This is a genomic window from Curtobacterium sp. MCPF17_011, assembly GCF_003234145.1.
Taxonomy (GTDB): domain Bacteria; phylum Actinomycetota; class Actinomycetes; order Actinomycetales; family Microbacteriaceae; genus Curtobacterium.
This window is the reverse complement of the sequence record NZ_QKSK01000002.1, coordinates 243,363-267,539: the sequence shown is the minus strand read 5'-3', so window position 1 is coordinate 267,539 and position 24,177 is coordinate 243,363. Positions and strand designations below refer to the sequence as shown.

18 protein-coding genes and 1 other RNA gene are annotated in these 24,177 nt (G+C 71.3%); 9 read left to right on the top strand and 10 right to left on the bottom strand.

Going from position 1 to position 24,177, the window contains the following annotated elements:
* The first annotated feature begins 44 nt into the window (after positions 1-44).
* The 7 genes from DEJ25_RS04030 to DEJ25_RS04000 all read left to right on the top strand — a co-directional run bounded on the left by DEJ25_RS04030 (position 45) and on the right by DEJ25_RS04000 (position 6,217).
* Entirely contained in the window at positions 45-1,208 is a 1,164-nt protein-coding gene (locus tag DEJ25_RS04030) for a cysteine desulfurase family protein (RefSeq protein WP_111043851.1), read from the top strand.
* Between the two features lie 43 nt (positions 1,209-1,251).
* The gene (gene prfB / locus DEJ25_RS04025) at positions 1,252-2,361 is read left to right on the top strand and encodes a peptide chain release factor 2 (RefSeq protein WP_110902061.1); all 1,110 of its coding nucleotides are present in this window, start codon (positions 1,252-1,254) and stop codon (positions 2,359-2,361) included.
* Between the two features lie 93 nt (positions 2,362-2,454).
* On the top strand, positions 2,455-3,210 hold the full coding sequence (ftsE, locus tag DEJ25_RS04020; RefSeq protein ID WP_110825177.1) for a cell division ATP-binding protein FtsE: 756 nt from the start codon (positions 2,455-2,457) through the stop codon (positions 3,208-3,210).
* On the top strand, positions 3,207-4,121 hold the full coding sequence (gene ftsX, locus DEJ25_RS04015) for a permease-like cell division protein FtsX (protein WP_110902062.1): 915 nt from the start codon (positions 3,207-3,209) through the stop codon (positions 4,119-4,121). The genes ftsE and ftsX overlap by 4 nt, the downstream gene beginning before the upstream one ends.
* 151 nt (positions 4,122-4,272) lie before the next feature.
* Positions 4,273-4,749 carry an SsrA-binding protein SmpB gene (smpB, locus tag DEJ25_RS04010; RefSeq protein ID WP_110902063.1) on the top strand — a complete coding sequence of 159 codons (477 nt, stop codon included), beginning with the start codon at positions 4,273-4,275 and terminating at the stop codon, positions 4,747-4,749.
* Positions 4,750-4,874: 125 nt separating this feature from the next.
* Positions 4,875-5,251, top strand: a transfer-messenger RNA (tmRNA) gene (gene ssrA / locus DEJ25_RS04005).
* Positions 5,252-5,407: 156 nt separating this feature from the next.
* Positions 5,408-6,217 carry a hypothetical protein gene (locus DEJ25_RS04000; RefSeq protein ID WP_111043850.1) on the top strand — a complete coding sequence of 270 codons (810 nt, stop codon included), beginning with the start codon at positions 5,408-5,410 and terminating at the stop codon, positions 6,215-6,217.
* A gap of 79 nt (positions 6,218-6,296) precedes the next feature.
* Here DEJ25_RS04000 and DEJ25_RS03995 read toward each other — a convergent pair whose 3' ends face one another.
* The 8 genes from DEJ25_RS03995 to DEJ25_RS03960 all read right to left on the bottom strand — a co-directional run bounded on the left by DEJ25_RS03995 (position 6,297) and on the right by DEJ25_RS03960 (position 16,788).
* On the bottom strand, positions 6,297-7,601 hold the full coding sequence (locus DEJ25_RS03995; protein ID WP_111043849.1) for an LLM class flavin-dependent oxidoreductase: 1,305 nt from the start codon (positions 7,599-7,601) through the stop codon (positions 6,297-6,299).
* Positions 7,601-8,977: an O-acetylhomoserine aminocarboxypropyltransferase/cysteine synthase family protein gene (locus DEJ25_RS03990; RefSeq protein ID WP_111043848.1), complete on the bottom strand. Its 1,377-nt coding sequence runs from the start codon at positions 8,975-8,977 to the stop codon at positions 7,601-7,603. Before DEJ25_RS03990 ends, DEJ25_RS03995 begins: the two co-directional genes overlap by 1 nt.
* 324 nt (positions 8,978-9,301) lie before the next feature.
* On the bottom strand, positions 9,302-10,021 hold the full coding sequence (locus DEJ25_RS03985) for a M50 family metallopeptidase (RefSeq protein WP_181427339.1): 720 nt from the start codon (positions 10,019-10,021) through the stop codon (positions 9,302-9,304).
* A gap of 76 nt (positions 10,022-10,097) precedes the next feature.
* Positions 10,098-10,910: a hypothetical protein gene (locus DEJ25_RS03980; RefSeq protein WP_110902067.1), complete on the bottom strand. Its 813-nt coding sequence runs from the start codon at positions 10,908-10,910 to the stop codon at positions 10,098-10,100.
* A gap of 1 nt (position 10,911) precedes the next feature.
* Complete coding sequence (locus tag DEJ25_RS03975) at positions 10,912-12,504, bottom strand: polysaccharide deacetylase family protein (RefSeq protein ID WP_111043846.1); 1,593 nt, start codon at positions 12,502-12,504, stop codon at positions 10,912-10,914.
* Positions 12,501-14,330, bottom strand: coding sequence for a glutamine--fructose-6-phosphate transaminase (isomerizing) (gene glmS / locus DEJ25_RS03970; protein ID WP_111043845.1), 1,830 nt, complete (start codon positions 14,328-14,330; stop codon positions 12,501-12,503). Before glmS ends, DEJ25_RS03975 begins: the two co-directional genes overlap by 4 nt.
* A gap of 2 nt (positions 14,331-14,332) precedes the next feature.
* Positions 14,333-15,364 carry an NAD-dependent epimerase/dehydratase family protein gene (locus DEJ25_RS03965; RefSeq protein ID WP_111043844.1) on the bottom strand — a complete coding sequence of 344 codons (1,032 nt, stop codon included), beginning with the start codon at positions 15,362-15,364 and terminating at the stop codon, positions 14,333-14,335.
* An 11-nt stretch (positions 15,365-15,375) separates the two neighbouring features.
* On the bottom strand, positions 15,376-16,788 hold the full coding sequence (locus tag DEJ25_RS03960) for a nucleotide sugar dehydrogenase (RefSeq protein ID WP_220033164.1): 1,413 nt from the start codon (positions 16,786-16,788) through the stop codon (positions 15,376-15,378).
* 388 nt (positions 16,789-17,176) lie between these two features.
* Here DEJ25_RS03960 and DEJ25_RS03955 point away from each other — a divergent pair, with 388 nt between their 5' ends.
* The gene (locus DEJ25_RS03955) at positions 17,177-18,481 is read left to right on the top strand and encodes a glycosyltransferase family 2 protein (RefSeq protein WP_111043843.1); all 1,305 of its coding nucleotides are present in this window, start codon (positions 17,177-17,179) and stop codon (positions 18,479-18,481) included.
* Between the two features lie 99 nt (positions 18,482-18,580).
* Here the strand turns inward: DEJ25_RS03955 and DEJ25_RS03950 are convergent, their stop codons facing one another.
* Complete coding sequence (locus DEJ25_RS03950) at positions 18,581-21,280, bottom strand: LuxR family transcriptional regulator (RefSeq protein WP_111043842.1); 2,700 nt, start codon at positions 21,278-21,280, stop codon at positions 18,581-18,583.
* A gap of 502 nt (positions 21,281-21,782) precedes the next feature.
* On the opposite strand from DEJ25_RS03950, the gene DEJ25_RS03945 reads away from it, so the two are divergent.
* Entirely contained in the window at positions 21,783-23,357 is a 1,575-nt protein-coding gene (locus DEJ25_RS03945; protein WP_111043841.1) for an MFS transporter, read from the top strand.
* A gap of 21 nt (positions 23,358-23,378) precedes the next feature.
* Here DEJ25_RS03945 and DEJ25_RS03940 read toward each other — a convergent pair whose 3' ends face one another.
* On the bottom strand, positions 23,379-24,164 hold the full coding sequence (locus DEJ25_RS03940; protein WP_111043840.1) for an inositol monophosphatase family protein: 786 nt from the start codon (positions 24,162-24,164) through the stop codon (positions 23,379-23,381).
* Positions 24,165-24,177: the final 13 nt, after the last annotated feature.

The window sequence follows — 24,177 nt, the reverse complement described above, 5'->3', positions numbered from 1 at the left end:
AGGCCGACCGGGTATCCTGAAAACGCTCCAGAAAGGGGTACCCCGTGCCCGTCTACCTCGACCACGCCGCGACGACGCCGATCCTGCCCGCGGCGCTCGCCGCGTTCACCGACGCGATGGCGACGGTCGGCAACCCGTCGTCGATCCACAGTGCCGGCCAGCACGCCCGGATGCTGCTCGAGGACGGTCGTGCCCGTGTCGCCGCGTCGCTCGGCGCCGACCCGGTGGAGGTCGTCTTCACCTCGGGCGGGACCGAGAGCATCAACCTCGCGGTGAAGGGGCTGTTCTGGGCGCGGCAGCGCGACCGTCGGCGCCCCCGCATCGTGGTTCCGGCGGGGGAGCACCACGCCACCGTCGACACGGTCGACTGGCTGGAGCGCCACGAGGGCGCCGTCGTCGACGTCGTCCCGCTCGACGCGCAGGGTCGCGTCGACCTGGCCGGACTGGAGGCCCGACTCGCCTCCGCCGACGACGTCGCCCTGGTCACGTTCCTGTGGGCGAACAACGAGGTCGGCACCATGCAGCCCGTCGAGCGGATCGTGGCGCTCGCGCACGCGGTCGGCGTCCCGGTGCACAGCGACGCGGTCGCCGCCTACGGGCAGGTCCCGGTGGACTTCGCCGCCTCCGGGCTCGATGCGCTGAGCGTCTCGGCGCACAAGATCGGTGGTCCGGTCGGGGTCGGCGCGCTCGTGCTCGGCCGACGCGCGGTCGTCGAACCGCTCATCCACGGCGGCGGCCAGCAGCGCCAGGTGCGGAGCGGCACGCAGGACGCCCCGGGTGCCGCGGCCTTCGGGGTCGCCGCCGCCGCACCGCACCCCGACGTCCGGCACCTGCGGGACCGGTTGGTCGACGGGGTCCGGGCCGCCGTGCCGTCCGCGGTGCTGATGGGGGACCCGGTCGACCGGCTGCCGAACAACGCGCACTTCACGTTCCCGGGTTGCGAGGGGGACTCGCTGCTGTTCCTGCTCGACGCCGCCGGGGTCGCCGTGTCCACCGGGTCGGCCTGTCAGGCCGGGGTGCCCGAGGCCTCGCACGTGCTGCTCGCGATGGGCCTCGGTGAGGACGACGCCCGCGGCGCACTCCGGATCACCCTCGGGCACACCTCGACCGAGCAGGACGTCGACGCCTTCCTCCGGGCGCTGCCGGTCGCCGTCGAGCGTGCCGGTGCGGCGGGTCTGGCGCGCCGGGAGCCGTCGCTCGGGCGCTGAGTCCGGCGTCGAGCCGGACGCCCGGCCGGTAGGATCGGGGACCATGGTCGAACTGGACATCAGCGAGCAGGTCAACGCCCTCCGAGTGACCTTCGGGAACATCCGCTCCGTGGTCGACGTCGACCGGCTGGAGCGTGAGATCGCCGAGCTCAGCGAGCAGGCCGGTGCGCCCGACCTCTGGGACGACACCGACCACGCGCAGCAGGTCACGAGCGCGCTCGCGCACCGACAGTCCGAGCTGAAGAAGCTGACCGCCACCGCACAGCGCCTCGACGACCTCGAGGTCCTGGTCCAGATGGCGAACGAGGCCGAGGACCAGGAGTCCGCCGACGAGGCGGCCGAGGAACTCAAGGCCATCACGAAGACCATGGGCGAGCTCGAGGTCCAGACGCTCCTCGACGGTGAGTACGACGACCGTCCGGCCGTGATCACGATCCGTGCCGGTGCCGGTGGGGTCGACGCGGCGGACTTCGCCGAGATGCTCATGCGCATGTACCTGCGCTACGCCGAGCAGCACGACCAGAAGGTCACCGTGATGGACACCTCCTACGCGGAAGAGGCCGGCATCAAGTCCGCCACGTTCGAGGTCGACGGCCCGCACGCGTTCGGCACGCTGTCGGTCGAGGCCGGCACGCACCGCCTGGTCCGGATGTCGCCGTTCGGTGCCGCGGGCAAGCGCCAGACGTCCTTCGCCGCGGTGGAGGTCATCCCGCTGATGCCGGAGACCGCGGTCATCGACATCCCCGAGAACGACATCCGTGTCGACGTGTTCCGCTCCTCCGGCCCCGGTGGGCAGTCCGTCAACACGACCGACTCCGCCGTGCGCCTGACCCACCTGCCGACCGGCACCGTCGTCTCGATGCAGAACGAGAAGTCGCAGATCCAGAACCGTGCCGCCGCCATGCGCGTACTGCAGTCGCGCCTCCTGCTCCTGAAGAAGGAAGAGGAGAGCGCGAAGAAGAAGGAACTGGCCGGCACGATCACGGCCAGCTGGGGCGACCAGATCCGCAACTACGTCCTGGCGCCGTACCAGATGGTCAAGGACCTGCGCACCGAGTACGAGGTCAACAACCCGTCGGCGGTCTTCGACGGTGACCTGGACGGCTTCATCAACGCCGGCATCCGGTGGCGCAAGCGTCCCGACGAGGACTGAGCCCGATCCGGCACCGATCTGAGCGACCCCGCGGGTTCCTGAGCCGCGCGCCTGGAGCAGGAACACCGGTTCGCGACCTACCCTGATCCGGTCATGATCAAATTCGACCAGGTCACCAAGGTGTACTCGGGCAACCCGAGTCCCGCTCTCGACAACGTCACCCTCGAGATCCTCAAGGGTGAGTTCGTCTTCCTCGTCGGTGCGTCCGGCTCCGGGAAGTCGAGCTTCCTCCGGCTCGTCCTCAAGGAGGAGAAGCCCTCCCGCGGGCAGATCCACGTCCTCGGACAGCGTCTCGGCGCGCTCTCGTCCCGCAAGGTCCCGTACTTCCGCCGCAACCTCGGCGTCGTGTTCCAGGACTTCCGACTGCTGCCGAACAAGAACGTCTTCGACAACGTCGCGTTCTCGCTGCAGGTGATCGGCAAGAGCAAGGGCTTCATCAGCGAGTCCGTCACCGACGTGCTCAAGCTCGTCGGGCTCTCCGGGAAGGCGACCCGCATGCCGCACGAGCTCTCCGGCGGCGAGCAGCAGCGCGTGGCGATCGCCCGCGCCGTCGTGAACAAGCCCGCCGTCCTGCTGGCCGACGAACCGACCGGCAACCTCGACCCGACGACGTCGGCGGGCATCATGGCGCTGCTCGAACGCATCAACCAAGGAGGCACGACGATCCTGATGGCGACGCACGACGCGAGCATCGTGAACCAGATGCAGCGGCGGGTCATCGAGCTCTCCGGCGGCACGGTCCTCCGTGACGAGCAGGCCGGCGGCTACCAGACCCAGGCCCTGCCCATCCAGCGTGGCGGCGTCTCGAACACGACCGGCATCCAGACCATCCCGGGGCTCATCCGATGAGGCTCGGACTCGTCATGGCCGAGGTCGGTTCCGGCCTCCGTCGGAACGCCTCGATGGTCGTCTCCGTCGTCCTGGTGACCTTCATCTCGCTGACCTTCGTCGGCACCGCGATCCTGCTCCAGATGCAGATCAACCAGATGAAGGGCTACTGGTACGACCGGGCCCAGGTCGCGGTCTACCTCTGCACCGACACCGACACCACGGGCAACTGCACCGGGGCGAAGGCGACCGACGACCAGCGTGCCCAGATCAAGCAGCAGCTCGAGTCGTCCACGCTGAAGCCGTACATCGAGAAGGCGTACTTCGAGGACCAGCAGGACGCGTACACACGGTTCAAGCAGCAGTTCAAGGACTCGCCCGCCACGGAGTTCGTCAAGCCCGAGTACCTCAACGAGACGTTCTGGGTGAACCTGAAGAACCCGTCGCAGGCCGACGTCCTGGTCGAGAGCCTGTCCAAGGTCGCGGGCGTGCAGAGCGTCGTCGACCAGCGCGGGTACCTGCAGCCGATCTTCAACCTGCTCAACGCCTCGTCGTACACGGCGATCGGCATCGCGGGGCTGATGCTCGTCGCGGCGGTCCTCCTGATCGCCACCACGATCCGGTTGTCGGCGTTCTCGAGACGACGGGAACTCGGCATCATGCGGCTGGTGGGAGCCTCGAACCGGTTCATCCAGACGCCGTTCGTGCTCGAGGGGGTGATCGCCGCCGCGGTCGGAGCCGTGCTCGCGGGTGGTGCGATCACGGCCGTGGTCTGGTTCTTCGTCCGCAACTACCTGACGAAGCGGTTCTCCGGGACGGCGTTCATCGGGATGGACGACGCGGCGGTCGTCGTCCCGGCGGTCATCGTGATCGGTGTCGTCCTGGCGGCTGTCTCGGCCTCCATCGCGATCCGTCGGTACCTGAAGGTCTGAGCCGAGCACCGGCCCTCACGCAGGTCGTCACGTCAGGAGGCCCGCACACCGAGACCGGGGAGATCCCGGGAAGGTGCGCGGGCCTCCCGGCGTTCGATATGCTGGGCGGCTCGCGCGCAGCGCGGACACACCGAACGAAGAGGAGCCGGGCATGGCGAAGGAACGCGGGGAGAAGGTCGTCGCGACGAACCGTCGTGCGCGCCACGACTACCTCATCGAGGACACGTACGAGGCCGGCATGGTGCTCAGCGGGACCGAGGTGAAGTCGCTGCGCGAGGGTCGGGCGTCGCTCGTCGACGGGTACGCGTTCGTCGACGCGGGGGAGGCGTGGCTCGACGCCGTGCACATCCCCGAGTACACCGAGGGGACGTGGAACAACCATGCTCCCCGTCGGAAGCGGAAGCTGCTCCTCCACAAGCAGGAGATCGTGAAGATCTCGCACAAGACTGCACAGGGTGGCTACACGCTCGTGCCGATGAAGATCTACTTCCACGACGGTCGGGCCAAGGTCGAGATCGCGGTCGCGAAGGGCAAGCGCGAGTTCGACAAGCGCCAGGCCCTGCGCGAGAAGACCGACAAGCGCGAGGCCGAACGGGCCATGCGCTCCCGCAACCGTCTCGGCGAGTGACCAGCCAGCTCGACTAGCATGGAACGCAATCAGTCGGTAGACTGAACAGCTGCCTGGCCCGGTTCCTCCGGGCACCAGGCTTGGCAACTCAACAGCGTGACAGCGGTTCGCACGACGGCCTGCATGGGGATGATCGGTTTCGACATTGCCTGTGTGCCGACGGGAAGCGGGCCGAGGACCCACGGTCATCTCGTCAACGATCCGTGGAAAACAACAAGTGCCAATTCCAAGCGCACTGACTTCGCTCTCGCTGCGTAAGCAGCCCAGCACATGAAGTCCGTCGGCCAGGTGATCGTCTTCTAACCTGAGTTCCGGCGTCATCCAGAGGACTTGCTGCACGGTTGCGCCTCAGGGCCGTGCGGGACTTGCACTGAGACTGGGCCCGTCGTCCGAGAAGCCGGTAGCAACGGACGGGGCCGAGCAGAACGAACATCCGGATACGCCCGTAGAAGACGTCGAATTGCAGCGATGGACGGGGGTTCGATTCCCCCCATCTCCACCACCTGCCGATCGTCGGACTGCTGTCACGTGAGTTGCCATCGAAGGCCCTGCACCGTTCCCGGATGGTGCAGGGCCTTCGGCATGTCCGGGACCGGGACCGGTGTCGGGACGGGCCGATCCTGGCCTGCCGGGTGCGAGGACTACGCTCCGGGGCACGGTGCCGCACTCCGTCGGCACCGTCCCGAACGAGAGGTACACCGTGCAGGAGATCGCGATCCGAGTCCGTCTGCGGGAACAGGACCGTCTCGGCCTGGCCGAGTACGAGCGCATCGTGGGGTCGGTCGCCTCGGTGGCCGCCGTGGTCGACTGGCTGCCGACGCCCGACGCACGGCTGGTCCTGCGCGGTCGTGGTGCCGAGCCGGTGCGTCTCGAGACCATGTCCTACGGCGCGGTGTTCGAGATGCTCGTCGTGATGGACCAGCGCACCACGGGTGTCGAACGTGCGGCGGCTGCGGTCGCGGCGTTGCTCGAGTCGGTCCGGCACGAGCAGGTCGAGGACGACGTCGCCGGGATCGCGGGGGAGCTGGACCGCCTGGACCGTTCCGCTCCGCGTGGACGGTCGGCGCCCGAACGTGCGCTCCGGACGTTCCTGGAGGGTGCCCGGGCGGATGCGTTGGCACGGAAGTCGACGACGCGCCTGCGCGCTGCCCAGGCGCTGCTGCGGCTCGCCGAGTCCGGTGCCGAGGTCCTGGTCGAGCGCGTCGAGGACGCTCTGGCACCGGTCGTCAGCGAACAGGCGGTCGACGTGCTCGTGGACACCGGTTCGGCCGTCGTCGTCGAGCCGGTCGACGGTGTCGAGTCCGCCGCGGCGCCCGAGCCCGTCCCGCTGCAGCAGGAGAAGCCGTCCGCCGAGAAGGACAGCAACAAGAAGGACGGCAAGAAGAAGGACGGCAAGAAGAAGGACGGCAAGAAGAAGGACGGCAAGAAGAAGGACAGCAAGAAGAAGGACGGCAAGAAGAAGAAGTAGCTTCGCACGACGCAACCCCGGCGTCAGGACGCAACGCTGTGACGTGCCGTCCCGACGCCGGGGTTGCGTCGTGCGGAAGTCAGAAGTCGAACAGGTTCTGCCGCAGACCGCCCGCGCCGTACTCGCGACGGAGGATCCCGCGCTGGCGGAGCACCGGCACCAGGTCGCCGAGCATCCGGTACACCTGCGCCGGGTGCAGGTCACCGGACAGGATCACCCCGTCGTTGTCGGCGTCCGACCCGAGCTCCTCGATGAAGTCCGCGAACTCCTCCGCCGTCCCGACGAAGCCCGAGCGGTCGGCGACCCGGCCGAGGCGGGCCTTCCGCGTGAGCAGTTCGCGCAGGGGTGCGTCCGGGGTGTCCCCGAGGAGCCCCCGGACGGTGCCGGCCGAGACGTGGTCGGCGAAGGTGCCGGCCGGTATCGGCGCGTCGAGGTCGAGGGCGAGCAGGTCGGTCTCGGAGTCGCTCGACCACGCGAGCGCGACCGTGCGGAGGTCCTCGTCGGTCGGGTGCCGGGATGCTTCGACGATGCGGTCGGCCTCCTCCGGTGAGCCCACCACGACGGGCTTGAGCACGAACAGGACGCGCAGGTCCTCCGGTCGGCGGCCGACCTCGGCGGCGGCGGCGTGCACCTTCGTCCGGTAGGCGGCGACCGCAGCGGCCGACAGGGGAGCGAGCGCGAGCTGCACGTCGGAGTGCGCGCCCGCGAAGCCGAGTCCGCGGCCGGAGCCACCGGGGGAGACCACGACCGGGTCGGACTCGAGCGGCAGGGCGTTCAGCGGCCCCGCGGTCTGGAAGTACCGGCCCTCGTGGGTGAAGGCGTCGAGTTCGGATCCGTCGGCGAAGTGCCAGTCCGACTCGGACTGCAGGTGTCCCGACCCCCACGAGTGCCAGAGCCGACGGAGCAGGCCGATCCACTCCTCGGCGCGGTCGTAGGCGGCGTCGTGCGGCAGCGGTTCGAGACCGGCATGCCGAGCGCTGCCGACGTCGGTGACGACGTTAACGCCGAGCCGGTCCGACGACAGGTGCGCGAGCGTCGCCAGCTGTCGGGCTGCCAGGTACGGCGGGGTGACCCCGGCGTTCACGGTCGGGGCGATGCCGATGTGCCGTGTCGCGGCGAACAGCCACGGCGCGAGCAGCAGCGGGTCGTGCTTCGGCCCGCCGTACGCCTGCCGGATCCGCAGGTCGAGGGTCGTCGGGTTCCCGAGCGAGATCGCGTCCTCGGCGATGACCAGGTCGAGGCCGGCGTCCTCGAGGGCACGGACGGACTGCTGGTACATCTCCGGTCTGGTCCAGTCGTGGCCCCAGTGCCAGTCCGCTCGACCCCATGCCTGCGGGCCGAAGCCACGCGAGAAGAAGTACCCGACGTGCTGCATCCGGGTCATCAGCGGGCCCCGTCGAGGACGGTGACCGCCGTGGCGGGGGCGGGGTGCCCCTCCCGGCCGACGACCGAGCCGTCCGTCGTGACCGCGCGCACCGCGGCGAACCCACGCTCGAGGTCGCGGAGCAGGTCGGTGGCGTCCTCGATGCCGATCGACAGGCGCACGAGCCCGTCGTCGATGCCCTGCGCCGCCCGCTCGGCGGCCGTGCGCCCGGCGTGCGTCGTCGTCGCCGGGTGCAGCACCAGCGACCGCACGTCGCCCAGGTGGGTCATCCGGCTGAACAGCTCGACCGCGTCGATGAACGCGTGCGCGGCCGGCTCGCCGCCGGCGAGCGTGAACGCGAAGACGGAACCGGCTCCGCGCGGCAGGTAGCGCTGGGCGAGGTCGTGGTACGGACTGGAGGCCAGACCCGCGTGGTCGACACTCGTCACCTCGGGCTGCGCCTCCAGCCAGGTCGCGACCGTCAGCGCGTTCGCCACGTGCCGCTCGACGCGGAGCGACAGCGTCTCGATGCCCTGGCGGAGGAGGAAGGCGTTGAACGGCGAGGGGGTCGGTCCGATGCGAGAGGCGACGACGTCGCGCGCGTAGGCGAGGAAGGCACCGGTGCCGGCACGGTCGACGTAGCTGGCGCCGCCGAGGGCACGGTCGGGCTGGGTGAGGTGCGGCCAGCGCTCCGGGTTCGCGGTCCAGTCGAACCGGCCGCCGTCCACGACGACCCCGCCGAGGCCGGCCCCGTGCCCGGAGAGGAACTTGGAGGCGGAGTGGATGACGATGTCGGCTCCGTGCTCGACGGGCTGCACGAGGTACGGCGTCGCGAGGGTGTTGTCGACGACGAGCGGGACACCGGCGCGATGGGCCACCTCGGCGACGCCGGTGATGTCGAGCACGTCGTTCTTCGGGTTCGGGATCGACTCGGCGAAGAACAGCTTGGTCTCGGGCCGGACGGCTGCGGCCCAGGCCTGGAGGTCTCGTGCGTCGGTGACGAAGTCGACCTGGATGCCGAGCCGGCCGAGGTTCTGCAACAGCAGGCCGCGGGTGCCCTCGTAGATGCTCGCGGCGCTGACGACGTGGTCCCCGGCGGCGAGGAGCCCGAGGAACGCGACCGTCGCGGCCGCCTGACCGCTGCTCACGAGGATCGCGTCGGCGCCCCGCTCGAGGAGGGCGACACGCCGCTCGACGTCGGCGTTCGTCGGGTTGCCGAGCCGGGTGTAGGTGTAGCCGTCGTCGGTCCCGGCGAACCGGTCGCGGGCCTGGGCGGCGTCGTCGAACAGGAAGCCGGAGGACATGTGGATCGCGGGCACCCGTGCCCCGTGGGCGGTGTCGGGCATGAAGCCGCCGTGCACCTGCTCGGTCGCGAAACCGGGTCGTTCGTCCGTCATGCGTCCACCTCCGTGCCGGGTCGTCCGGCCGCTCGCGCGTCCGGTCGTCGCCGTACTCTCGCAGGCCCGGCGTGGTCGCGGGCCGATTGCGGCGTCGGGTTACGGAGCGGGACGTGGTGCGGCCGCCGACCGTCCGGCGGCGACGCGCAGCACGACCGCGAGTCGCTCGGCGGACCCGGACACGGGCCGTGCGGGCACTGCGTCGCCCGGGAACGACCGGACGTCGTCGCTCTCGGCGCCGACCGTCACCGCGCTGTCCACGCGAACGGTCGCCAGGAAGCCGACGCCCCGGTGGGTCGCAGGTCCTGGCCTCCGTCGTGCCCGCTAGGTGCCGAGGAGGGCGCGGACGCCGGTGAGGACGGTGTCGCCGACGGCGAGCAGCGGCCCGCGGGCAGCCCACACCGCGACCCCGTTCACGGCGAGGAACAGCACGAACCAGACGACCGCGGGCAGGTGCATCTCGGCCGCTGCGATGTGGAAGTCGGTCTGCACCCGCGCCCCGGTGAGGAGCCACCGGACGACCTGCACGAGCGATCGGAGCCCGTCGACGAGGAGCGCGGCACCCAGGGCGGCCACCACGAGGAGGGTGAGGTCCGACGGGCGGACGGCGACCCAGACGGCGAGCGCGTCGAACCCGATCACCACGAGCAGCCCGAACCAGTTCCGGACGAACAGCAGGGCGACCAGGCCGACGACGCCGAGCACGCCGACGGGCAGCCACGGCGAACCGACGACGGCGCCGGTGACGAGCAGCACGCCGGCCCAGATCGGTGCGCTGTAGCCGGCGAAGAGGTTGAGCAGCCGCACCAGCCAGCGGATGCCGCCGGGGACCCGTCCGAGCTGGACCCAGGCTTCCCCGGAGCCGTCCGGGTGCAGGTCGATGCGTCGGATGCGGCCGCCGAAGGGGACGACGACGACGCAGTGCCCGACCTCGTGCACGATCGTCGCGGCCAGGCGGGCGACCCGACCGAGGAACGGCACGAGGGGGAGCACGGCGCCGATGAGCAGGGCACCGAAGACGGCGGATGCGGGCAGGGAGGTCAAGCCGACATCGTCGCAGACCGTCCTCAGCGGTTCACTGGGAGCAGACCTCTCGGGAGTGTGCTCGTCGCAGGTGCGCTCACTGCGACACCTGGCTGGTCGTGACGATGCGGCGCCACGGTCCGTTCGGGACCTCGTCGGCCTCGACGAACCGCCAGCTGACCCGGTCGTCCTCGCCGTCGAGCTCGGCGTACCCGAGACAGCCGTTCAGCGCGGGGGAGACGTCGACCCCGGCACCGTTGTACCGCTTGTTGACCGGTCGCTCGTTGCCGGGGCCGAAGACGTAGGCGCTGTCGTGGTAGGTGCCCGGGCCGGCGTCCTGGACCTGGCCGTAGCAGGTCCGCCCGTCCTTGCTCAGCTGCACCCACCGGTTCTTGAGGTAGCTGAAGCCGTCGTCGCCGCGGTGCTTCCGGTAGGCGGGGTCGCCCGCCCAGGGGACGACCCGGTCGCGGTCGCGGAACCCGGTGCGGTCGTTGACGTCGTCGTACGGGACGTCGAGGTAGAACGGGTTCTCCTTCGGCTTCATGTGCGTCGGGAAGTACCCGTTCGCGGCTCGGCGTCGTTCGGTCTGGCAGACACGCTCGACGATGGCACCGTCGCAGCCGCCGTAGCTGCCCTGCCAGTCGTCGTCGTAGGTGGAGTAGACCTGGCTGCCGTCGTCGGCGTCCGGGTCGAAGACCTCGCCGACCCAGAAGGTGGTGGAGACGATCCTGGTGTGCCACGGGTAGGTGCGGGCCACCGTGCCGCCGCCGGAGGGACTGCCGCAGCCAGCGAGCACCGCGGCGAGCGCGAGCGTCCCGACGAGTGCCGCGGCCGTGCGCGGACGCGCACCGCGGCCCCGGGAGCCGCGGGTGCGGGTCTCCCGGGGTCGGGGCTCCGGTGTCGTGCTCACGTCACCGGGCGATCGTGCCGGGCAGCGCCGACGATGCGGCGGTTGCCGATCCGGCAGGCGTGGACGGGGTGTCGAGCTGGCCGGGCATGCCCGACGTGTCGAGCTGCCCGAGGACCGCACGGGACCGGACGGTCAGGGCGTCCACGGCCGGGGCGATCCGGCTCACGCTGCTGCTCGCCTTCGCCTTCGTGGTCGCGCTGTTCGTCGTGGTGGTGGTGGTCGCGAGTGGCGGGGCGCCGACGGTGTCGTACGCGGCGACGTCGTCGGTTGTCAGCGTGCCGTTCGAGAACAGGTTCAGGCCGAAGCTGATCCCGTCGAACCCGGCCGGGATCTGGTCCGTCGTCCACACCGCCTGCGTCCATGTCGAGGCCGAGGCGTACCAGGGGCTCGACGTCCAGTAGTGCCAGGAGCCGGTCGTCGAGTCGCGCAGGTAGACGGTGAACTGCGTGACGGTGTTCGCCTTGTAGTACTCGCGGAGCGAGTACGTGTGGCCGGCGACCACGGTGGGGGCACAGTCACCGAGGTCGAACGTCGGCAACCACTTGGCGTCACCGTCGACGTGGTCGCTCACGGTGAGCGACGTCGCCTTGGTGGTGGTGCCGGTGCGGCCCGGGGTGACGGTGCTGAACGCTGCCGTGTTCGAGCCGTACCCGCCGTACTGCCAGCACTTCTGCCCGCTCGGGCTGGTGGTGGAGGTCGTCTGGAAGGACGGGTTCTGCACCGCGTTGACACCGGGGGCTGCGGGTCCCGGGACCGGGGACTGCACGACCGGCTGCACCGGGGTGCCGACGGCGTCGCCGACCGTCTTCACGGTGGTGGCGTTCGCGGGGTCCGCGGAGTAGGCGGCGAGCCACTGGGCGAACTGTGCGAACAGTGCCGGCGAGGTCGTCGGGTCGAGCGAGGTGTCGTCGCTGATGTGGTGGAAGGTGAGCTGCACCCAGCCGCCCTTGTCGGTCTTCGCCTGGGTGACCTGCTGCTGCAGGTCGGCCAGGGTCCAGTTCGCCTCGACCTGGCTCGGTGCCCGGGTCAGCATGACGTTCCGCGGCGGCAGGGTCTCCGCCGTGACGCAGCCGGCGCAGTCGTACGGTGTCCGGACGTCCCCGAGGCCACGGGCACTGGCGTACCCGCAGGCGCGGACGGCGTCACGCGTCTTCGTGGTCGACTCCGCGAACGGGTAGGCGAAGCTCCGGACCGTGTAGCCCCATGACGACAGCGTGGCTCGGGACTGGCAGGCCTGCCGCTGCGCCTCGGCCTGGGACAGCGCGGACATGTCGGGGTGGGTGACGCTGTGCCCGCCGATCTCGTTGCCGGCCGCTGCGAGGGTCACCAGGTCCGACTGCTGCATGTAGCCGGGGGCGTTGAGGTAGCCCGTGATGATGTAGAACGTGCCGGTCAGGCCGTTCTGCTGCAGCGCCTGCGCGGCCAGCATCTGGTCGGCGTCGCCGTCGTCGAAGGTCAGGCTGACCGTGACGGGCTTCGTGGCCGTCGCAGCGCGTGCCGGGGCTGCCCCGAGGAGGCCGGTGACGACGATCGCCACCGCCGCCAGGACGGCGAGGACCACCGTCAGGCGGTTGAACGACTGGTCCTTGGTCATTCGACCGTCACCGACTTCGCGAGGTTGCGGGGCTTGTCCACGTCGCAACCGAGTTGCAGCGCGAGCTCGCGGGCGAGCATCTGGAGGGGGACCACGGACTCGAGCGGCCCCCAGAGCGACATGCCCTGGTCGGTCACGTCGGTCCGTCGCGAGACCAGCCGGCCGGCGTCGCGGCGGAGTGCGGGCACGTCGGCGCCGACGCCACCGATGGTGATGACGAAACCGCCGCGGGCTCGGACCTCGGCGACGTTCGCCTGGATCTTGTGCTCGCCGTTGTCGACGACGACCACGGGGGTGCCGTCGGTGACGAGTGCGAGCGGACCGTGCTTCAGCTCACCGGCCGGGTAGGCCTCGGCCCACCGGTAGGAGAGCTCCTTGAGCTTCAATGCACCCTCGGCGGCGAACGGGAGGCCCGCCCCACGTCCCAGGAACAGGAACCCGGAAGCGTCCCGCACGCTCGAGACGAGCAGCGGGATCCGGTCGAGCGACGCTTCGGCCGCACCGGCGAGGAGGCCGGGGAGCCGCTGCATGTCGCCGACGAGCGCCAGTGCCCGCGACCGTTCGATGCGGTCGGACGCCACGAGCGCCGAGATCATCGCCGAGACGCCGACGACGACCTGCGCCGTGAACGTCTTCGTCGCGGCGACGCCGATCTCGGGCCCGGCGTGGCAGTCGAGCACCGCGTCGGCTCGTCGGGCGAGCGAGGAGTGCAGGTTGTTCGTCAGCGCGAGCACCTGGTACCGGTCCGCGAACCGGTCGAGTGCACGAAGCACGTCCGCGGTCTCACCGGACTGGCTGATCGCGACGACCAGCGTGCCCGGTGTCAGGACGGCCTGGTCGGCCTCGCTCGCGACGACGGTGTCGGTGGGGACGCCGCCGAGCCCGCGGAGCGCGGTCGAGATGACCTGCCCGGCGTTCAACGACGTGCCGCACGCGACCACCGCGACGCGCTCGAACGGCGCGAGCCCGAGGCTGCGCCACATGCTCCCGTCGACCACACGACCGGCGATGCGGTCGAGGATCTCCGCCACGACGGTGGGCTGCTCCTCGATCTCCTTCGCCATGTGGTCGGTGTGGTCGCCGAGCTCGAGTGCCTCGGCGGCGAACGGCGACGGCGTCGCGAACGGCACCGCCACGACCTCCCCGCGGGACGACCAGGTCCAACTCTCGCCGAGCTCGACGACGTCACCGTCACGGAGTGCGACGAAGGTCTCGGCCCAGGTGGCGATCGCTCCGATGTCGCTCGCGACGAAGTCACCGCGGGCGGCACGGGCCACCACGAGCGGGGACCGGTCGGCCGCGACGACCATCCGGCCGTCCCGTGCGTCGAGGACCACGATGGCCCAGGACCCCTCGAGCTGTGCGGTCGCGATCTGCACCGCGAGCATCAGGTCAGGGTCGACCGCCAGGGCACGCTCGACCAGGTGCGTGATGACCTCCGAGTCGACCTCGGACACGAACACGTGCCCCTGGGCGCTCAGCTGCCCGCGGAGCAGGTCCGCGTTCTCGATGATGCCGTTGTGCACGACGCTGATCCGGCCGGAGCAGTCGGCGTGCGGGTGCGCGTTCGTCTCACGGACGGCGCCGTGCGTCGCCCAGCGGGTGTGTCCGATGCCGATCCCCGTGAACGGGTCTCCGGAACGGGCGGCGACCAACGTGCGCAGGTCGCCGACCCGGGACACCGAACGGATCGTCTCGGTGCCGCCGGTGCTGGTACGCACGGCGATGCCGGCCGAGTCGTACCCGCGGTACTCCAGGCGCTCCAGGCCGTCCAGGAGGTACGGGGTGGCATCGTCCGCCACCCGTGCCGCGATGATGCCGCACATGTTCAGACCACCGCCGTCGCACCCGCCGGCGCGCTGGCCGCGGCGGCGTCGGCGTCGGCGGAGGAGTCGGCCGTCCGGCTCCGGACGTCCTCGGCGACCAACCGGACCACGGCCTCCAGAGGGGTCACCGGGGCGAACCCGACGGCGGCCTTCGCGCGGGTGTTGTCCGGGACACGACGACGCATGTCCTCGTAGCCCTCGCCGTACGCCTCGTCGTAGGGGACGTAGGTGATCCGGCTGTCCGAGCCCGTGATGTCGATGACGAGCTCCGCGAGTTCGGCGATGCTGATCTCGCGCTCGCCGCCGAGGTTGAACGCCTCGCCGTAGGCCTCCTCGTGCTCGATGAGCGCGACCATCGCGGGGACCACGTCGCCGACGAAGGAGAAGCAGCGCGACTGGACGCCGTCGCCGTAGACGGTCAGCGGTTCGCCGCGGACGGCCTGGCCGACCAGGTTCGGGACGACCATGCCGTAGCGGCCGGTCTGGCGTGGGCCGACCGTGTTGAACGGACGGGCGATGGCGACGCGCAGGCCGTACTCCTTGAAGTAGGCGTGCGCGAAGGCCTCGTCGATGCCCTTCGCCGCGGCGTACGTCCAGCGGGCCACGAGCGGCGAACCGAGGACGCGGTCGGCGGTCTCGTGCAGCGCGTCGGCGGTGTTCTTGCCGTAGATCTCGCTCGTCGAGACGAGGAGCAGCTTGGCGCCGGCGGCGACACAGGCGTCCAGGACGTTCTCGCTGCCGTGGATGTTCGTGCGGAGCCCCTGCAGCGGGTGGTCCACGATGAGCTTCACGCCGACCGCGGCGGCCAGGTGGAACACCCGGTCCGACCCGGCGACCAGTTCGGTGACGAGCGCACGGTCGAGGATGCTGCCCTCGACGACGCGCAGCCGGTCGTGTCCGGCCACGGCGGCCAGGTTGTCGGCACGACCGGTGGAGAAGTCGTCGAGCACGACGACGTCGTCGCCGTCGGTGAGCAGGCGTTCGACGAGGTGGCTGCCGATGAACCCGGCGCCTCCGGTGACGATGGACTTCATGGCGTTCCCTTTCAGAGGAGGATGCGGCCGGTGAGGTCCGCAGCCCGGTAGGTGGTGTCGATCACGAGCTGCTCGCCGGTGATCCAGGACAGGTCGGCGTCACTGTGCCGGGTGTGCAGGAGCACGACGTCCGCGCCGAAGGCGGCCTCGTCGACGACGTCGTCGAGGACGGTGCCGTCGTGCAGGCGGACGGAGTCGAAGCGGTGGTCGGCGAACCTGACGTCGGCACCGGCGGCGATCAGGCCCTCGAGGATCTCGAGCGCGGGGGACTCGCGGAGGTCGGCGACGTCGCGCTTGTACGCGATGCCGACGACGAGCACCCGCGCGCCGCGGAGACCACGGCCGGCGTCCGAGAGGACCTCACGGGCGCGGTCGACGACCCGACCCGGACGAGCCGCGATCTCGGCCATCGCCTGGGTGATCATCGGCGCGGCCTGCCGGTCCGCCTTGAGCTGCCAGAGCAGGTAGTGCGGGTCGCAGGGGATGCAGTGGCCGCCGACGCCCGGGCCCGGCATGAACGCCATGAACCCGTACGGCTTGGTCGCCGCGGCGTCCACGACGTCCGCCACGTCGATGCCCATCGTGCGGCAGATGTCCGAGAACTCGTTCGCCAGGGCGATGTTCACGGCGCGGAACGTGTTCTCGAGGAGCTTCGTCATCTCCGCCGCGGCGAGCGAGGGAACGCGGTGCACCCGGGCGTAGCGGCCGAGCATCTCGTCCGCGATCTCCGCACACTCCGGCGTCGCGGCACCGAGGACGCGGGGGACGTCCTCGTGCGCGACCGAGGCGTTGCCCGGGTCGATGCGCTCCGGGCTGAACGCGACGAACACGTCCTTGCCCGGCAGCAGCCCGCGCTCGGTGAGGGGCTGCACGAGCAGGTCGTCGGTGCACCCGACGTAGGTGGTGCTCGTCAACATGAGGAGCTGCCCGGGGACGGCGTGCTCGACGACCGTCGCCGCGGCGCCGCGGAGGATCGCGAGGTCCGGGACCAGGTACTCGTCGACGGGCGTCGGCACGCACACGATCACGGCCGCGGCACGTGCCAGCATCGAGGGGTCGTCGGTGAGGACGAAGTCGTCCGCCAGGAACGCCGACTCCAGACGCACCCGGTCGTCCTCGAGCAGGTCGGCGCCGCGGGACCGGATCGTCTCCAGGCGACGCTGCGACACGTCGAGGCCGATCACCGCGGTGCCCGAGTGGTGGTACGCCAGGGCGGTCGGCAGCCCGACGTAGCCGAGGCCCACGATCGCCACGTCGAACTCGAAACCACGGGTACCGCCAGCGGCGGTGGTGCCGTCGGTGCCCGGCATGCTGCGGTGCAGGGAAGCGGGGACGTCCGGGGACGTCGGGACGGCCGACGTCGACGGAGCGACCGGCGACGTGCGGACCGACAGCGCGTCGGACGGCGATGGTGCGATGGACATGCGGGTTCCCCTCGGGTCGGGACACAACCGGGAGGGTCGTCCCGGCAGGCACCGACCGCCGTCGGGTGGACCGCGGGATCAGGTGGGCCTCGTCCGGGCCGTCGTCCGTCCCCGGATCAGGCGGGGACGGACGACGGCGGTCCGGGTGCGGCCGGTCGGGTACCGATCTCGGGTACGCGGTCCTGCCCCGATGACGGGGCCGGCGGTCGGTGCGTTGCCACCATCACGGGTCGAGCGCCCCTCCGGCAACGCCCCCGGACCGGTCTTGCGGTGCTCCGCAGTACCGTGGCGGCGACTGCGGGACCGCATGCGGACTCCCGCAACCGCATGCGGCCAGGGCTGCGGGAATGCGGTGCGCGGCCCACTCCGCGCGGCTTAGCGTCGCCCCATGCTCACGTTCGTCGTCGCCCTCGTACTCGTCCTCGGCGTCAACACGATCCTCTGGACCACGGTCGGCGCGACCCGCGTGGTCACCGCCCGCCTCCACCGCATCGGCACCGACGGCCGCGGTCGCCGCGCACGCCGCCGCGGCATGCCGGCACCCGTCCCGCGCGGCTACCGCCCACCGACGACCGCCGACGTCGCCGTCCTCGTCGCCGCGCACAACGAGGAACTCGTCATCGAACGGACCATCCGCTCCGCCGCCGAACACCTGCCGCCCGAGCAGATCCTCGTCGTCTCCGACGGCTCCTCGGACCGAACCGTCGAGATCGCCCGTGCCGCCGGCGCGCAGGTGTACGACCTGCAGCCGAACTGCGGCAAGGCCGGCGCGATCGCCGCCGCCATCGAGCACTTCGCCATCCCCGAACGCTTCGAGGTGATGATGCTGCTCGACGCGGACACACACCTGTCCACCGACTACTTCAGCACCGGGCTCCCCGAGTTCTCCGCACCCGACGTCGTCGCCGTCGCCGGACGTGCCACCACCATCCTGGAACCCCGAGCCCCCACCGTCTTCGGTCGCCTGCTCGTCGCCTACCGCGAACGCGTCTACGTCGCCGTCCAGTACCTGCAGAAGTTCGGCCAGGCCGCCCCCGCCGCGAACGTCGTCGCCATCGTCCCCGGCTTCGCCTCGATGTACCGCACCCGGATCCTCCGCGACATCGACATCACCGCCGAGGGGCTGGCCATCGAGGACTTCAACATGACGTTCGAGGTGCACGCGAAGGACCTCGGTCGTGTCGCCTTCCGCCCCGGCGCCGCCGTCGCCTACACGCAGGACCCCGACACCCTCCGTGACTACGCCAAGCAGGTCCGTCGCTGGAACCTCGGCTTCTGGCAGACCCTCCGGCGCCACCGGTTCGGCCTCCGCCGCTTCGGGCTCGCCACCGGACTGTTCGTCCTCGAGCTCCTGACGTCGAGCCTGATGATGCTCCTGCTGCTGCCCGCGGTGGCGCTCGCCGGGACCGCCGCGATCCTGGTGGCCCTCGGGATGGGCGCCGGCTTCCCGGACGCGGTGCTCGCCGTCGACCCGGTCACCGGGATCGTGATCGGCGTGCTGCTGCCCGACTACCTGCTCACGATCGTCGTCGCGGTGGTGTCACGTCGGGGCGTGTACGTCCTGTACGGGCTGACGTTCCCGCTCCTCCGGGTGCTCGACTCGTACCTGTGCCTGCGCGCACTCGTCCTCGCGTTCCGCGGCGGCTCGAGCGGCGTGTGGCACAGCCCGACGCGCCGCGCGGCGACCGTCTGACCGTACGACGACCGGACCCGGCGACCCAGTCGGCACCATGACGGACGGGAGGCCCGGTACCAGCTGGTACCGGGCCTCCGGTCCTGTGTGCCGTCGCGGCTACCCCAGCAGCGCCACCAGGTGTGAGCGTGAGCGCGCCCCCACCTTCCGGTAGATCTGGGTGAGCCGGAGCTCGACCGTCCGCTGCGACATGTACAGGGACGAGGCGATCTCGCGGTTCCGGTAGCCCTCCGTGACCTTCTGGACCACGGCCTGCTCCTCGGCCGTGAGCAGGGTCAGCACCGGCGTGCCGTCCGGCGCGCTCCGCGGCGTCGTCGGCGACGGCGTCGAGTCGTACTGCGACTGCCGGAGCGCGGACGAGCCGACCGCCGGCGGCATCGCGGCGACGCCCTGCGGCGTGACGAGCGGACGACGGAGCCCCGCTGCCTCGTACGCCGCCGCCGATGCGGCACCGAGTCGCGCACGGTCCGGACCGGTGCCCGTCGAGGCGAGTGCCGCGAGGGTCCTGGCTCGTTCGAACTGCGAATCCGTGGGCTCGAACAACTCGAGCGCACGGTGGCGTGCGGCGTCCCGGGTGGTGTCGTCGCTGACGAGCGCCAGGCTCCGGGCCAGGACGAGGGCGCCCCAACGCGACGGGTGTGCCCGGTGGTCGGCGGCGAGCCGGGCCGTCATGGTCCGCGCGTCGTCGGTCCGTCCGAGCCGGACGTAGGACTCGATCAGGTCCCCGAGGTGCCGGAGCACCGTCGGGTTCCGGACGGTCCGTCCGATCGCGTCGGCGGTCTCGAGTGCCACGGCGGCCTCTTCCGCGCGGCCCTCGAACAGCAGGACCCGACCGCGGAACGCGTGCAGCTTCGCCGTCGCGCCCCAGAGCCCGCTCGTCGAGCGGAGCGCCAGGCACCGGTCGAGCACCTCGAGGCTCGCCATCGGGCGTCCCTCGAGGAAGTGCCGCCAGGCTATCGCGATCGCCCGCGAGGGCTCCCGCAGTCGCTCGACGACGCTCGACCCGGTCTCCCAGGCGTCGATCGCACGGAGGGCGAGCCGGAAGTTGCCCGAGCGCACCTCGTTCTCGGCGGTCAGGTACCGGGAGGCCTCGACCCACACCGGTGCGGTGTGCGAGGAGCGGGCGAGGACCAGCGCGAACACGCGGCGGGCGCTGCGGTACCGCTCGGACAGGCTGAGCGCATGGGCGAGGAGGAGCAGTGCCGGGTCGGAGAGGGCCAGCAGGCTGGTCATGGCGAGTCCGTCGTGCAGGTCCCGGTCCGGTGGCAGGTGCCCGTCGACCGCGGCGACCATCTGCCGAGCGGCCTGCAGGATCTGCTCCGTTCCGGCAGGCAGTGCCGACTCGAACGGTTCCGCGCGGTGCAGCAGGTCACGGGCGTGCTCCAGTTCCCAGGCCTCGGCCCGGAAGCTGGCGACCAAGGCCAGGAGCCCCGTGACGGCCTCCGCCTCGTCGGCGTCGCTCGCGTCGGCGGGGAGGAGGAGCTCGTCGGCCTCCACGGCTTCGCCGTTGAGGTACTGCACCGAGTAGTGCAGCCGGAGGCGGCGCACGTCGTCGAGGCGGGACCGGAACGGAGCGATCGCGGCGAGGTACCGGGCCGCGTAGCCGAGGAGCCGGTGTGCGAGCAGGACCTCGGCGACCGCGAGGAGCGCCAGGTGCTCGCTCTCGGAACGGGCGCCGACGTGCAGGGCGCGCTCGGTGAGCATCACGGCGGCACCGGAGTCGCCGTCTGCCGCGTACGCCAGGGCGGCGTGCAGCAGGGCGACGGCGTCCGGGACGTCGTCCGTGAAGCTCCGGTGCCACGACGCCGAACGCGGATCGTGGCTCGCGGCGGACACGGCGAGCTCGGCGTGGGCTGCCCGACGGTCGCGGGCCGTCATCCGCCAGTGCAGGAAGGAACGCACGAGCGGGGAACGGACCGAGATCGACTGACCGCGGACCGTGACGAGGCCGACGGACGCGAGGTCCTCGACGACGTCGCGGTCCCACTCCGGACCGGCGGCCTTCGTGACCGGCACCAGGGCGAGGCGGGCCAGGACGTCCAGATCGCGTCCTGCGACCGCCGCGAACACGGGCGCTGCGACGCGGTCCGTGGTCGGCGTCGGGCGCAGCGGCAGCACGAGGGGCTCCGCGCCGAGCAGCTGCTCACGGCGAAGCATGCCGAGCTGTTCGCGGAGCACGCCGGGGTTGCCGGCGGTCTGCTCCGCGATGACCGCCAGCACGCCGTCGTTCGCGTCGTCGGCGGCCATCTCACGGGCGAGCAGCAGCGCCTCGTCCGGGTGCAGGGCCTCCAGGCGCAGCGCCGGCAGGGCCGCGAGCGGGCTGTCGGGCGGCACGCTGGTCACCGTGGCGACGACACGCAGGGACGTGCCGACGAGTCGACCGGCGAGGAACGCGATGAGCGTCTGACTCGCCTCGTCCATCCGGTCGAGGTCGTCGATGAGGACCAGGGTCGGCGCCATCTGGAGGGTGCGCAGCGTGTCGAGGAGTTCGTGCGCCACGACGATGACCTGTGCGGGGTCCGCGTCGCGCACGGTGCCGAGGATCCGGGTGACGTGTGCGGCGGCCCGAGGGTCGTCGAGTGCGCTGAAGAGCGTCGTCACACCACCGAGCGGCCAGCGGGATTCGCTGCCGTTCACGCCGATGCGGACGACGGGGAGGGAGACGCGGCTGCTGGCCGCGTCGAGGACGCTCGTGCGTCCGGAGCCGGGATCGCCGACGACGACCAGCGCGGACTCCCGAGGGAGTACGGCGAGGGTCGTGATCCGGTCGACCTCAGTGCGTCGACCGGTGAGTTCCATCAGGACTCACCGGCCTCCGGCGCCAGGGCCAGTGACGGGCACGGGGGAGCGAGACGCGCCGGCGGGGAAGCCGGCGACGTGGGAGCCCGCAGCGGAGTGGGTGGCTCCGCGGTGGGTGGTGCCGGCGGACGACGGGTGGGTGACCCGTTTCGCTGGCAGGGTCGACGTGTGGACAGATCGCGGATGACGAGCCTGGGTGGGCTCGGTTCCGCTCGGGAACGATGATGTCATCGTCTTGATCACCCCTCGGGTTAGGGTCTTCGGACGAATGACGGTGGTCCGGTGCACGCTGGGACTAGGGATCCCGTTGCATCCACCTGGACTTCCGTCGTGAGAACGGTAACCCCTCATCGGTCGTGCTGAGCGGTCCGTCAGGGAAAGGTCTCGATCCGCGTGCCCCCAGTCCGGGGGGACCCGCGGACCCCCGTCCGGACGCCGTGATACGGGTCGGGGTACAGAACCGTGGGTCTGCCCGGAGCACGTCCCGGGTACGAACGGGTCGATGAGTGACCGAACGGGCGAACAGACGAGCGACCGGACATCGGACCGGCAACGGTGGAGGGCGTTCGGGGTGTGCGTCGCGGTGGCGGCGCTGACGATCCTGGACCTGTCGAAGGTCAACGTGGGGCTGCCCTCCATCGAGGAGTCCCTGCACGCCACGAGTTCAGCGCTGCAGCTCATCGTCGCCGGGTACGCGCTCGCGTTCGGGCTGGCCCTGGTGCCGGCGGGACGTCTGGGTGACCTGACCAACCGACGCCGGCTGTTCGTCATCGGGCTCGTCGCCTTCACCGTCTCGAGTCTGCTCTGTGCGCTCGCACCGACGATCGAGGTGCTCACGGTCACCCGGATCCTGCAGGGCTTCGCCGCCGGGACGCAGATGCCGCAGGTGATCGGCCTGGTCCAGCAGCTGTTCCGCGGCGAGGAGCGCGGCCGGGCCTTCGGCCTGTTCGGCGCGGTCATCGGGCTGTCCACAGCGCTCGGCCCGACCATCGGCGGCGGGCTCATCGCGCTCGGCGGCGAGCAGGACGGATGGCGGCTGCTGTTCTGGATGAACGTGCCGCTCGGCCTCGTCGCGCTGGTCTTCGCCTGGCGGCTGCTCCCGCGCGGGTCGCAAGGGAAGGCAGCGGACCGCGAGCTCGACATCGTCGGGATCCTGCTGCTCGGAGTCGCGATCATCGCGTTGATGCTGCCGTTCGTGACCACGTCCGGCGGCGGTGGATCCGCCGCCCGGTGGCTCTGGCTGGTGGTCTTCGCGGTCTTCCTGGTCGGGTTCGTGATGTGGGAACAGGGGTACAAACGCCGGGGGAAGTCGCCGGTCGTCCACTTCGAGCTGTTCCGCCGTTCGTCCTACCGGAACGGCCTGGCGATCGTCGCCGTCTACTTCGCGGCCCTGCCCGCGTCGTTCCTCATGGTGACGCTGTACCTGCAGGAGGGTCTCGGGCTCGCCCCGGTGTTCGCCGGCATGGTGAGCATCCCGTTCGCGATCACGAGCGCCGTCGGCTCCTACGTCGGCGGCCGGCTCGTGAACCGCATCGGTCGGGCACTCGTCGTCGCCGGGCTCGGGGCCGTCGTCGTCGGCTTCGTGCTGCTCATGCTCGCCGCGGTCCTCACCCCGCCGGAGGTCACGCCGTGGGCGATGGCCGGGGCGTTCCTGGTCGGCGGCCTCGGAGGCGGGTTCGTCGTCTCGCCGAACCAGACCCTGACGCTCGCCGAGGTCCCGGTCGAGCAGTCCGGCGTCGCCGGCTCGATGCAGCAGCTCGGGCAGCGCGTCGGGACGGCGATCGGCACCGCGGTGGCGACGAGCATCTTCTACGGGATCGTCCGGAGCGAGTCCGCCGGGTCGGGGTCCGGCGGCCGGCTGGAGGCGTACCACGACGCCTTCCGCAGTGGCACGACCTTCACGGTGTCGCTCATCGCGCTGGCCCTCGTGCTGGCGGTCGCCGACCTGCTGGTCCGCCGTCGTGCGGCGCGGCGGGACAGCGCGGACGACCGGGAGGCCCGCCCCGCCTCCGACGAGCGGGCGGACGACGGGACGGGGTCGGCGGGGCACGTCGCGGAGCCGCGCCGACAGGACTGAGCAGGCCGCGCCTCCCGTCCGTCAGTCGCGGCGGACGACCTCGACGACCGCGTCGTGGACCAGGCCGTTCGAGGCCAGGGCGCTGCCGTGCCACGGCCCCGGGTCGCCGTCGAGCGAGGTGAAGCGCCCGCCGGCCTCCTCCACGATGGGCACGAGGGCCGCCATGTCCCACGGCTTGAGATCCGGCTCGCCCGCGACGTCGAGGACCCCCTCGGCGACCATCATGTACGACCACATGTCGCCGTAGGCCCGGGTGCGCCAGACCTTCCGGGACAGCGCGACGAGGGAGTCGAGCCGGTCGTCGTCGTCCCACTGCTGCAGGGAGTTGTAGCTGAGGCTGGCGTCCTCGAGTGTTCGGACACCCGACACCTGCAGCGGCCCCTCGAGCGAGTGCGCGCCGAGACCCTCGGCTGCCCACCAGCGCCTGCCGAGCGCCGGGGCGCTCACCACGCCGAGGACCGGACGTCCGTCCACCGCCAGTGCGATCAGGGTCGCCCACACCGGCACACCCCGGAGGTAGTTCGCGGTGCCGTCGATCGGGTCGACCACCCATTGGCGGTGACCCGCACTGACGGCCTCGGCGCCGGTGTCGGCCGTGGTCTCCTCGCCGAGGAACGCGTCGTCCGGTCGCTCCGCGGCGAGTCGATCGCGCAGCGCCCGCTCGACGGCCTGGTCGGCGTCCGTGACCGCGGTGTGGTCGGCCTTCTCGGTGACGTGCAGGTCCGCAGCGCGGAAGCGGTCCAGGCTGATCGCGTCGGCGGTGTCGGCGAGGGAACGGGCGAAGTCCAGGTCGGCGCTGAGGTCCACGACCCCGAGCGTA

Excerpts from the sequence above, each read along its gene's own strand:
- DEJ25_RS03950 (WP_111043842.1), bottom strand. The coding sequence starts at position 21,280 with ATGGAACTCACCGGTCGACGCACTGAGGTCGACCGGATCACGACCCTC.
- DEJ25_RS03995 (WP_111043849.1), bottom strand. The coding sequence starts at position 7,601 with ATGACCCGGATGCAGCACGTCGGGTACTTCTTCTCGCGTGGCTTCGGC.
- glmS (WP_111043845.1), bottom strand. The coding sequence starts at position 14,330 with ATGTGCGGCATCATCGCGGCACGGGTGGCGGACGATGCCACCCCGTAC.
- ftsX (WP_110902062.1), top strand. The coding sequence starts at position 3,207 with ATGAGGCTCGGACTCGTCATGGCCGAGGTCGGTTCCGGCCTCCGTCGG.
- DEJ25_RS03955 (WP_111043843.1), top strand. The coding sequence starts at position 17,177 with ATGCTCACGTTCGTCGTCGCCCTCGTACTCGTCCTCGGCGTCAACACG.
- DEJ25_RS03990 (WP_111043848.1), bottom strand. The coding sequence starts at position 8,977 with ATGACGGACGAACGACCCGGTTTCGCGACCGAGCAGGTGCACGGCGGC.
- DEJ25_RS03945 (WP_111043841.1), top strand. The coding sequence starts at position 21,783 with ATGAGTGACCGAACGGGCGAACAGACGAGCGACCGGACATCGGACCGG.
- ftsE (WP_110825177.1), top strand. The coding sequence starts at position 2,455 with ATGATCAAATTCGACCAGGTCACCAAGGTGTACTCGGGCAACCCGAGT.
- DEJ25_RS03975 (WP_111043846.1), bottom strand. The coding sequence starts at position 12,504 with ATGACCAAGGACCAGTCGTTCAACCGCCTGACGGTGGTCCTCGCCGTC.
- prfB (WP_110902061.1), top strand. The coding sequence starts at position 1,252 with ATGGTCGAACTGGACATCAGCGAGCAGGTCAACGCCCTCCGAGTGACC.
- smpB (WP_110902063.1), top strand. The coding sequence starts at position 4,273 with ATGGCGAAGGAACGCGGGGAGAAGGTCGTCGCGACGAACCGTCGTGCG.
- DEJ25_RS03965 (WP_111043844.1), bottom strand. The coding sequence starts at position 15,364 with ATGAAGTCCATCGTCACCGGAGGCGCCGGGTTCATCGGCAGCCACCTC.
- DEJ25_RS03960 (WP_220033164.1), bottom strand. The coding sequence starts at position 16,788 with ATGTCCATCGCACCATCGCCGTCCGACGCGCTGTCGGTCCGCACGTCG.